The following is a 9,839-nucleotide window of genomic DNA, read 5'->3' on the forward strand; positions in this document are numbered from 1 at the left end:
CTACATCTTCGGCGCCGCCTGTCCCGGGCGCGGCGTGGCCGCCGGGCTGATCCTGCCTTACGTCAACGCCGGGGCCATGGGCCTGCATCTGCGCGAGATCGCCCGAGCTGTCGCCCCCGGCGCACACGCGGTCCTGATCGTGGACGGCCGCCGGGTGGCACGGCGCCAAGGCGCTCGAAATCCCCGACAACGTCACGCTCCTGAAACTGCCACCCTACGCGCCCGAACTCAATCCGATGGAAAACGTCTGGGCCTATCTCCGCGCCAACAAGCTCGCCATCACGGTTTTCGATACCTACGAGCACATCCTCGACAAATGCCAAGCCGCCTGGAACTTCTTTGCCAACGAGCCTGACCGAATAACCTCTATCACCAGTAGAGACTGGATAGCAGCCAATTGATCAAGCCGGTGGTATAAGCTGGCAATCCTGTTGAACCCGATGCAATGCTCGAATGCCCCCTACCTCTGTCTTGGACTCCTGCGTTATCTCCAATGCCATTGCAGGAACACGGCTATGCCCAAAAGTTCTCGCGAACCTTGGCCTGTCGCGGCCCGGCTGGTGTCTCGACGGTCACCTCGGTGCCGTCGTCCCAATGGGTCATGCGCACCATGCCGATCGCGACATTCGTCTGAAAATCCGGCGACCAGGCTGCCGAAGACACACGGCCAACCGTTTTTGCCTTGTGGGTCACGGGCCACCAGCGATCGCAGCCGGGCACGGCCGGGCCGTCGATCTCCAGCGCACGGATCTGCTTGACCGGACCTTCCTTCGCCACGCGCAGCAAGGCATCGCGCCCGATACAGCCAATGGCCGTCTGGGTGTTGCAGAACTTGCCGAGCCCACATTCATGCGGCGTGTTGTCGTCGGTCATGTCGTTGCCGTAGGACAGCAAACCGCCCTCGATCCGTTCGATCAAGTTGGGGCAGCCGGGGTGAACGTCCATCGACTTGCCGGCCTCCATCAAGGCGTTCCAAAGCGGCATGCCAAGCTCTTCGCCCTCGACATAGATCTCGAAGCCGCCCTGTTTCGAGTAGCCCGAGCGCGCAACAACCATGTCGTGCCCCTGGAAATCCAGATGCGCGAAACGGAAAAAGCGAATGTCGCGAACGGCATCACCAAAGACCGCAGCCATCAGTTCATCCGCACGCGGTCCCTGCACGGCAAGGGGCGACACGTCGGGCTCATCCACAAGCACGTCAAGCCGGTAGCCAAAGGCCAGCCCCTTGACCCAGAAGAGCAGGTCGCTGTCGGCGATGGAGATCCACCAGCGGTCCTCGGCCAGCTTGACGGCAACCGGATCGTTCAGCATGCCGCCGGTCTCGTCGACGATGGGCACGTAGAAGCATTGGCCGGGCAGCATCCCGCGCAAATCGCGGGGCGTCAGCAATTGCGCGAGACGTCCGGCATCGGGGCCGCGCAGTTCGACCTGGCGTTCACAGGCCACGTCCCAGACCTGCACCGCCTGTTTCAGGTGGTGGTAGTCCTCCTCGACCGACCGGAACACCGTCGGCAGCAGCATGTGATTGTAGACCGTATAGGCCTTGACGCCAGCGGCTTCCACGCCTTCGGAAAAAGCGGTGCGCCGAAGCCTGCGCGAAGGGGAGAGCAATGCCATTCCAGTCTACTCCAGTTCTTTGGCGCGATTGCGAAGCTGGAACTTCTGGATCTTGCCGGTGGATGTTTTGGGGAGGGGTTCGAATATGACGGCCTTGGGGGCCTTGAAGCCCGCCAGACGGGCGCGGCAGAAGGCGATGAGGTCGTCCGCAGAGGCCTCGAACCCGTCGCGCAATTCGACAAAGGCGCAGGGAACCTCGCCCCATTTTTCGTGCGGCATGGCGACCACGGCGGCGGCCTGGACGGCGTCATGCCGATAGAGCACGGCCTCGACCTCGACCGAGGAGATGTTTTCCCCGCCCGAAATGATCACGTCCTTCAGCCGGTCGCGGATCTGGATATAGGCGTTTTCATGGACAACCGCGCCATCGCCGGACCAGAACCAGCCGTCCTCGAAGGCTGTCGCGGTGGCCTCGGCGTCCTTGTAGTAGCCCGCCATGACGGTGTTGCCCCGAATGGCGATCTCGCCCTGGCTGCTGCCGTCGCGCGGGACGGGCTGACCGCTGGTGCGGTCGATCACGGTGACCTCCTCGACCATGGGAAAGGCAATGCCCTGCTGCGCCTGCAATTCGGCCTGTTCGGCGGGGGTCAGGTCGTCCCACTCCTCCTGCCAGAGGCATTGCGAGATATGGCCATAGGTTTCGGTCAGGCCATAGACCTGCATGACGTCAAACCCCATGGCGCGGGTCTTTTCCAGGATCGAGGGCGGCGGTGGCGCTCCGGCGGTCATGACCCGGATCGCGGGGTCGAAGGGGGCCGCGTCGCTTTCGGCTTCGGCCAGCATCTGCAGGACAATGGGCGCAGCACCAAAATGGGTCACGCCATGGGTGCGGATCGCGTCAAGGATGCGGTCCGCCGCCGGAATGCGGGTGAAGACAACCGTCCCGCCCAGCATGGCCATCAGCCAGGGATGCCCCCAGCCGTTGCAGTGGAACATCGGCACCACCGACAGGTAGACCGGATAGGGCGGCATCTGCCACGCGGTCCCGGTGCCAAGCGCCATCAGATAGGCGCCGCGATGGTGATAGACCACGCCCTTGGGCCGCCCGGAGGTGCCGGAGGTATAGTTCAGCGCAATCGCGTTCCATTCGTCATCCGGCAGGTCGATCGGCAAGGGCGTGCTGGCCAGCAGACTGTCATAGGTGGGACCGCCAAGGCTGTCGCCGGGGGCGGCCGGATCGGCAATCTCGACCACCGGCAGCGTGCGGCCCAGCAGTTCAAACGCCCTTGACAACAGCGGCACCAGCTCTCGGTCCACGATCACCAGCCTGGTGTCCGCGTGGTCGAGGATATAGGCGATGGTCTCGGGTTCCAGCCGGGTGTTGAGCGTGTTCATCACCGCGCCGGTCAGGGGCAGCGCGAAATGCAGTTCGAACAGTTCGGGGACGTTCGGGCTCAGCACCGAGACCGTGTCGCCCTGCTCGACGCCAAGTCCCGTGAGCCCTCCGGCCACCGCGCGAATGCGGGTGGCGGTCTCGGCCCAGCTGCGCCTTGTGTCGCCATAGATCACCGCGTCGCGGGCGCCGTGCAGGCTTTCGGCGCGGCGCAGGAAGGACAGGGGCGACAGGGGCAGATGGTTTGCCGGTGTCTTCTGAAGAGCTTCGAAATGGTGACGCATCTGGGGTCCGCCCGGCTTAGCTGTTTGGCCGCACGCGGGCGGCGGTCTTGTTGGCGAAAGCTTCGAGCCGTTCGCGGGCGGCGGGCTGGGTGTTTACGATGCCGCCGACGAAGGCCTCGGCATAGGCGGCGTCCATGCCGGACATGTTGTTCATGTGGCTGACCGCCGAACAGATGGCGAAATTGGTCAGCGGCAGGTTCTGCGCGACCTTTTCGGCCAGGTCCATCGCCTTGGCGAAGCTGCCGCCATCCTCGGTGATATATTGCGCCAGCCCCAGATCGACGGCCTCCTGCCCCTGATAGACGCGGCCCGTCAGGATCATGTCGATCATGCGGTATTTGCCGATCATGTCCGACACCCGGATCGTGGCACCACCGCCGGTGAAGATGCCGCGCTGGCCTTCGGGCAGGGCAAAGTAGGTGCCCGGATCGATCACGCGCACATGCGCCGCACTGGCCAGTTCCAGACCGCCGCCGACAACTGCGCCCTTCAGCGCGGCAATGATTGGCACCCCGCCATATTCCATCTTGTTGAAGGCCTCGTGCCAGCGCAGGCAGACATGCATGAAATCGTCCGGGCTGCGGTCGGCCTTCCAGTGCTCGACCAGATCGAGACCGGCGCAGAAGTGATCGCCAGCGCCTTCCAGCAGCACCGCCTTGACCCCCGCCCGCCGCGCACCGCTGAAGAAGCGGATCAGTTCCTCGATGGTGACCTCATCGAGCGCGTTGCGCTTTTCCGGGCGGTTCAGCGTCACGACATGGAGGCCGTTGTCACGCGCGGAAATCGCGAGGCGTTCATAGGTGTCGGGGTTCACGACATCATTCATGGCGCGGGTCCTTTCGATGGATCAATCGGGGAAATCCGCGTCCAGCAGGCTTTGCGCGCCATGCAGGATGCGGGCTTGTTCGGTGGCACATTCGGGCAGGATATGCCGGGCATAGAACAGGGCGGTGGCGATCTTGCGGGTCATGAATTCCGGGTCCTGCCCGGCATCGCGCGCGGTCTGCGCCGCAAGGGCCCCGTGGGCGAGTTTCCACCCTGCCGCCAGATTGCCCGCGAGCATCAGGAAGGGGACGGAGCCCGCGAAAGCCGCGTCGATATCGTTGCGGCTGCTGTCCAGCATCCAGTCCAGAGCGGCTTCGAAAGCGCCGCGCGCCTGCGCAAGGCCCGCGCCGATCGCCTGCGCGGCCGCGTCCCCCTTGGCGAGCTGCGCCTCGGTCCTGGCAATTCGCGCCGCGAACAGGCGGGCGGTTTCGCCGTCGTCGCGCATCACCTTGCGCCCCAGAAGATCGTTTGCCTGAATGGCCGTCGTGCCCTCGTAGATCGGCAGAATGCGGGCGTCGCGGTAATGCTGCGCGGCGCCGGTCTCTTCGATGAAACCCATGCCGCCATGGATCTGCACGCCCAGCGACGCGACCTCGACCGCGCGTTCGGTGCAAAAGCCCTTGACCAGCGGAACCATGAATTCGGCCAGCGCGAGGGTCTCGGGATCGCCCGTGTGATGCGCGATGTCCAACAGCCCCGCGGTTGCCACCGCCATGGCCCGGCCGCCTTCGGTCAGGCTGCGCATCCGCATGAGCATGCGGCGGACATCCGGGTGCTCGATGATCGGGACGGCGTCCCTGCTCTGGCCGTTCACAGGGCGGCTTTGCACCCGCTCGCGCGCATAGGCGAGGGCGCGCTGAAAGGCTCGCTCGGAGATCGCAATTCCCTGAACACCGACCGCGAAGCGCGCGGCGTTCATCATGATGAACATGTATTCCAGCCCGCAGTTTTCCCGTCCGATCAGGAAGCCGGCGGCATCAGCATAGTCCAGCACGGCCGTCGGGCTGGCGCACACGCCCAGCTTGTGCTCGATGCTCACGCAGTTGACCGCGTTCGCAGCCCCCGGCGTCCCGTCCGGGTTCACCAGCTTCTGCGGCACGATGAACAGGCTCAGCCCCTTCGGGCCGGCGGGCGCGTCCGGGGTGCGGGCCAGCACCAGGTGGATGATGTTCTCGGTCAGATCATGGGCACCATAGGTGATGAAGATCTTGGTGCCGGTGATGCCATAGCTGCCATCCGCGCGCCGCACCGCCTTTGTCGCCACCCGGCCCAGATCGCTGCCCGCCTGCGGTTCGGTCAGGTTCATCGTGCCGGACCAGCGCCCGGCGATCAGCGGTTCCAGATAGGTGGCTCTCTGGTCGTCCGAGCCGGTCAGCAGCAGCGCCTCGATCGCCCCGTCGGTCAGGAGCGGGCAGAGGCCAAAGCTCATATCGGCGGCATTCAGCATCTCGACCGCCGCCGCGCCGACGGCACGCGGCAGCCCGATGCCGCCATATACCGGCGGATGGGTCAGCGCCTGCCAGCCCATCTCGACAAATTGCGCATAGGCCCGCGCGTAGCCTTCGGGCAGGGTCACGCGGCCCTTGTCGAACCGGGCGCCCTGCATGTCCCCATCGCGCGACAGCGGCGCGACCTCTTCGGCGCAGAACCGGGCATGGCCCGTCAGTACGGCGCCGATATCCGAAAGGTCGTGCTCGGAATATTCCTCCAGTGAGGACAGCTTTTCCCAACCGGACAGGTGTTCGATACAGAACATCAGATCCTGCACGGGCGGCTGGTAGGACATCCTCGGCTCCCCAACGGAAACTATGGCTTCGCGTCATCTAGCCGCGAAATAAATTGCCGAAAAGCTCATCCTGCGCCAAAATAGTATCTGATTACGCCAGACCGAGGCCTTTCATGCCCCCACATGACCCGATCTCCCTGACGACCGTCTCGGCGGGTTTCATCCAGGACTGGCTTGATGCGCTGAACGCGCGGTGCGGTCCGGAAAGGATGACCTCCCTGCTTGCGCGTGCGGGTCTGCAAACCGGCCCGATGGCACCCACGCAACGCGTCACGCTTGAAGAAATCGCCCGGCTCTACCAGCTTGCCGCGCCCGAGACGGGGGATGAGATGATGGGGCTCTGGAGCCGCCCGATCCGCCCCCGGGCATTGCAGCATCTCGTGACCGTGCAGCGTGAGGCCCGAAGCCTGGTTTCGGCCCTGTATCGGTTCTCGACATTCTGGAACCTGCTGTTGGATGATTTTCGGCTGGATTTGCGGACCGGGCCGGAGGAGGTGGACCTGGCCCTGGTCCCCTACTCGGACGAGACCCATCCGCAGCGATTTGGCCACATGCTGATCCTGAAACTGGCGCATGGGCTGCTGTCCTGGCTCGGCGGGTCGGAAACGGCCGTGAAAGCAGTTCGCTTTGGCTTCGCTCGCCCGGATTTTGCGGCAGATTACGCGGTTGTCTTTCCCTGTTCGGTCGAGTTTGATGCGGCGCAAACCAGCATCCATTTCGACCCACTCCAATTCGACCGCCCGATCACCCGCAGTCCCGCTGAGGCATCGTTGTTCCTTCAACGCGCGCCGCTGGACTGGATCTTCACCGGCTCGCGCGGACATACCAACAGCCTGCGCGTTCGTGCCTTTCTCTACGGAGCGACCTGGCAGAGCTGCCAGCTTCCGGATGCGGCCAGCGCCTTGAACATGACGCCCCGGACGTTGAACCGACGGCTGAAAGGGGAAGGGACATCTTTTCAGGACATTAAGGACGCTCTGCGCCGCGACATCGCTATCCGCGCGCTTCAGCAAGGTACGGGCAGCATTGAACAGATCGCCTTCGACACCGGCTTTTCTGCATCGTCGAACTTCCACCGAGCCTTTCACAAGTGGACCAACCGGACGCCCGGATCATACCGATTGTAAGTCCGGAGTTCGAACATCGAAATCTCTTCACGGATGATCTGCTCCGGCACATCTGCCACTGCCTCTCGGCTGGGCCCATATCCTCCTCACGGGGGAGTACAGATGGCCGAAACGCCATTGATGCCCTTATGATACGATCCTGCCCCCTCCGGCATCAGACCCCTAATTGGAAGATGTATCGCCAACGGCGCTACAGTTGACCAAGTGCTTCGGGACGACGTCGGTGCCCGGCTGGCCGATGTATGGCGACGCGCCGATTATAGCATCCGAGAAAGGGTCGGGCGGCTTCTGGCAGACGCCTATTCCCGCCCCTTGAATTCCGAAGTCCGCAAATGGCTTGGGAAGCGTTGGCTCCTGACGGGCGGCGCGGTCGAGATAATCGCGGCTCAAAGGGACCCGGTGCTGACACTTGAGGTCGTGGACGAACTGTTGGACACTGGACTAGGTCACATACCCATAAAAGGGATTCCCAATTTTCGCTGTGTCTGATTCACTGCCGGAAACGAGCAGGAGGCAGGCATGGCGCGTTTCGATCTGACCGATTTCGAGTGGTCGGTGATCCAGCCGTTGCTCCCCACCAAGGTGCGCGGGGTGAAGCGGGTGGATGACCGGCGGGTGCTGAACGGCATCTTCTGGCGGCTCCGGACAGGGGCTCCGTGGGCGGATATCCCGGCACGCTACGGTCCCTATACGACCTGCGTGAACCGGTTCAACCGATGGCGCAAGGCAGGGCATTGGAAGCGAATTCTTGACGCTGTTTCAGCGGCTTACGACGGCGATATCCAGATGATCGACAGCTCTTCGATCCGGGTTCATCAGCACGGGGCGAACGGCCCCAAAAAGGGGGGCGATCCGATTGCATGGGTCGCTCGCGCGGCGGGCTGACCACCAAGATCCATGCTCTGGTCGATGCCCTTGGACGCCCGATCCGGTTGAAACTGACCGAGGGCCAGGCCCATGACGGGCGGTCGGCGGCGGACATGTTCGCCACTGTGGACGCCGGAAACATCCTGCTTGCCGACCGCACCTATGATAGCGACGGGCTGCGCGAAGACCTGAGATCGCGCGGTGCCTGGGCCTGCATCCGGCCTATGCCGACACGAGTGAACATTCCTGTCTTCAGCCCGTGGCTCTATCGTCAGCGCAACGGTGTCGAGCGGTTTTTCAATAAGATCAAACACTTTCGGGCTATCGCCACCCGCTATGATAAACGCGACGATAACTTCCTCGCCTCAATACAACTCGCCTCGATCCGTATCTGGTTGCGAAGTTATGAGTCGGTGACCTAGACACGTTCATGAGTCTTCACGGCCTTGAGCCGGCGTTACGAAGCGTTGGCCGCGAGGTAGCCGTGAAGGTCACTTCTCGCGCCAAACGGCAGGGTACGACCGAGGAGGAGTTCGATGGCCTAACGGATTTTCTGGACGCTCTGGAACCCCTGTCGGACCCACCGCTCGAGCTGGTTGATCTTGCGCTCGATGTGACCGTTCCCACACACGTCAGGCTCGCGGCGAGGGCAGTGCTTCCGACGGCGCTCGACGCCGCCGCGATCTCGGCAGCGATCACCGCCCTCGCTAGCGACGAGTGGCAAAATAAATCTGCCGCCCTCACCCTTCTGGCGCGCGCGGACGATATTGCGGCGATGCTTGGAGACATTCTGACGGGCTCCGGCGTGGCCGATAGCGCTAAAGCTTATCTGCTCGAAAACTTATATCGTATCGTAAGGGAACAGCCGGAACGCGCGCGGATCGCCGGCAGGGTCTTGGATCGAAATGGCATTGATCCGCATCACGAGGACATCCTACGCGTCTACCAGATTCGGGCTGGCGACAAGGCGGCGCTCGAGACGATGATCGAACGGCTTGAACAGGCGCCTCTTGATATCGTCCAAGCGGTCCTAGCCAGCCTGAACAGTATCCCGGACGCAGCGCTCGGAGAAGCAGTCCTCGACAAGGTAAAGTCGCGTGCTGACGCCCCGACCGACATTGTCGGCCTCGTAGTGGCCGCGCTCAACGGTCTGACCGGACGGATAACAATGGACGGATGGAACAGCTATTCGTTGGGCTTGCCTTGTCCCGTCGATTGCTCTGCGTAGGCACGCAACATCGTTTGTGTGTATTCAAGCGTATTTGAGCTGAACTCAGCAATCCCTGGCCAGGCGAATGGCGGCTCGCAAAGCACGATGTCTTGATCAAACGAAACTCCAAGCGCTTTGGCCACGGCTCGGGCTTGGATAGCTTCTTTTTCCTCTGGCCAATAATCAGTTTCAAAAGTGACCCAAACTCCAAGTTCTTCATCAAAGCTGATCTCGGCCAAAAGCGCCCCCAAGCGTTCACCAGCGTTTGCCGCATCATCAAGAAGCGCGCTTCGGATCAAAAGCGTCACATTATCCTCGCTCAACTCGAGCCTGAGACGATTGTCGACAACTTCGATCACTGGCTCACCGCGACCACCTTTTTTCGGCGAGCGATAAGGCGTTGGTTGATCGTCACCCTCTTCGAGCCAGAAAGGCACGCTGAAGATATCAAGAGGCGATGCCCCGCAAGATGGGCAATGCCATAGGTTCTTTGCAATCTCATGCCCTGAGACCTTCGAATTGCAATGGAGGCAGTACCAAGTATCCGACTCTGTGCGTCGTCCATCCATCTCATTGAAAAGTGGGTGCCGAACGACACCTCTTGCATTTGGCTTTGTGGAGCGTCGAGACCAGTCCGATGAAATGCGCGCCTGGACCTTCTTCGCTTCGACCTCAGCAATTGCAAAAGCCTCACTCATACCAGCCGCAGAATTCATTGACTCCTTTTAGGGATTCCCACTGGGCAGGAAGTCTGACTCTATGGCGTTGAGCAACATGGAGGCGGGAATGA

The 9,839-nt window shown here is 62.5% G+C and carries 8 protein-coding genes and 1 pseudogene; 4 read left to right on the forward strand and 5 right to left on the reverse strand.

Annotated elements, in window-relative coordinates; all coding sequences use genetic code 11:
* Positions 1-179: 179 nt before the first annotated feature.
* The gene (locus ACQY6C_RS14460; protein WP_427969955.1) at positions 180-401 is read left to right on the forward strand and encodes a transposase; all 222 of its coding nucleotides are present in this window, start codon (positions 180-182) and stop codon (positions 399-401) included.
* 112 nt (positions 402-513) lie between these two features.
* On the opposite strand, the gene ACQY6C_RS14465 is transcribed toward ACQY6C_RS14460, so the two are convergent.
* From ACQY6C_RS14465 to ACQY6C_RS14480, 4 genes are read right to left on the reverse strand one after another with little or no spacing between them, the layout of a single operon-like run.
* Positions 514-1,617: a dimethylsulfoniopropionate demethylase gene (locus ACQY6C_RS14465; protein ID WP_427969941.1), complete on the reverse strand. Its 1,104-nt coding sequence runs from the start codon at positions 1,615-1,617 to the stop codon at positions 514-516.
* A 6-nt stretch (positions 1,618-1,623) separates the two neighbouring features.
* A complete protein-coding gene (locus ACQY6C_RS14470; RefSeq protein WP_427969943.1) occupies positions 1,624-3,234 on the reverse strand; it encodes an AMP-binding protein in 1,611 nt (536 codons plus the stop codon).
* Positions 3,235-3,250: 16 nt separating this feature from the next.
* Positions 3,251-4,060: a methylthioacryloyl-CoA hydratase gene (dmdD, locus tag ACQY6C_RS14475; protein ID WP_427969945.1), complete on the reverse strand. Its 810-nt coding sequence runs from the start codon at positions 4,058-4,060 to the stop codon at positions 3,251-3,253.
* Positions 4,061-4,081: 21 nt separating this feature from the next.
* Positions 4,082-5,845: an acyl-CoA dehydrogenase gene (locus ACQY6C_RS14480; protein WP_427969947.1), complete on the reverse strand. Its 1,764-nt coding sequence runs from the start codon at positions 5,843-5,845 to the stop codon at positions 4,082-4,084.
* Between the two features lie 209 nt (positions 5,846-6,054).
* Here ACQY6C_RS14480 and ACQY6C_RS14485 point away from each other — a divergent pair, with 209 nt between their 5' ends.
* From ACQY6C_RS14485 to ACQY6C_RS14495, 3 genes and pseudogenes are all read left to right on the forward strand, one after another.
* Positions 6,055-6,972, forward strand: a complete 918-nt coding sequence (locus tag ACQY6C_RS14485; protein WP_427969949.1) for an AraC family transcriptional regulator ligand-binding domain-containing protein — start codon at positions 6,055-6,057, stop codon at positions 6,970-6,972.
* A gap of 519 nt (positions 6,973-7,491) precedes the next feature.
* Positions 7,492-8,261 (forward strand): annotated as a pseudogene (locus tag ACQY6C_RS14490) (IS5 family transposase).
* An 8-nt stretch (positions 8,262-8,269) separates the two neighbouring features.
* Entirely contained in the window at positions 8,270-9,067 is a 798-nt protein-coding gene (locus tag ACQY6C_RS14495) for a hypothetical protein (RefSeq protein ID WP_427969951.1), read from the forward strand.
* Here ACQY6C_RS14495 and ACQY6C_RS14500 read toward each other — a convergent pair.
* Entirely contained in the window at positions 9,025-9,765 is a 741-nt protein-coding gene (locus ACQY6C_RS14500) for a hypothetical protein (protein WP_427969953.1), read from the reverse strand. The genes ACQY6C_RS14495 and ACQY6C_RS14500 overlap by 43 nt on opposite strands.
* Positions 9,766-9,839: the final 74 nt, after the last annotated feature.

It is taken from the genome of Altererythrobacter sp., from assembly GCF_050299635.1.
GTDB lineage: Bacteria > Pseudomonadota > Alphaproteobacteria > Sphingomonadales > Sphingomonadaceae > Erythrobacter.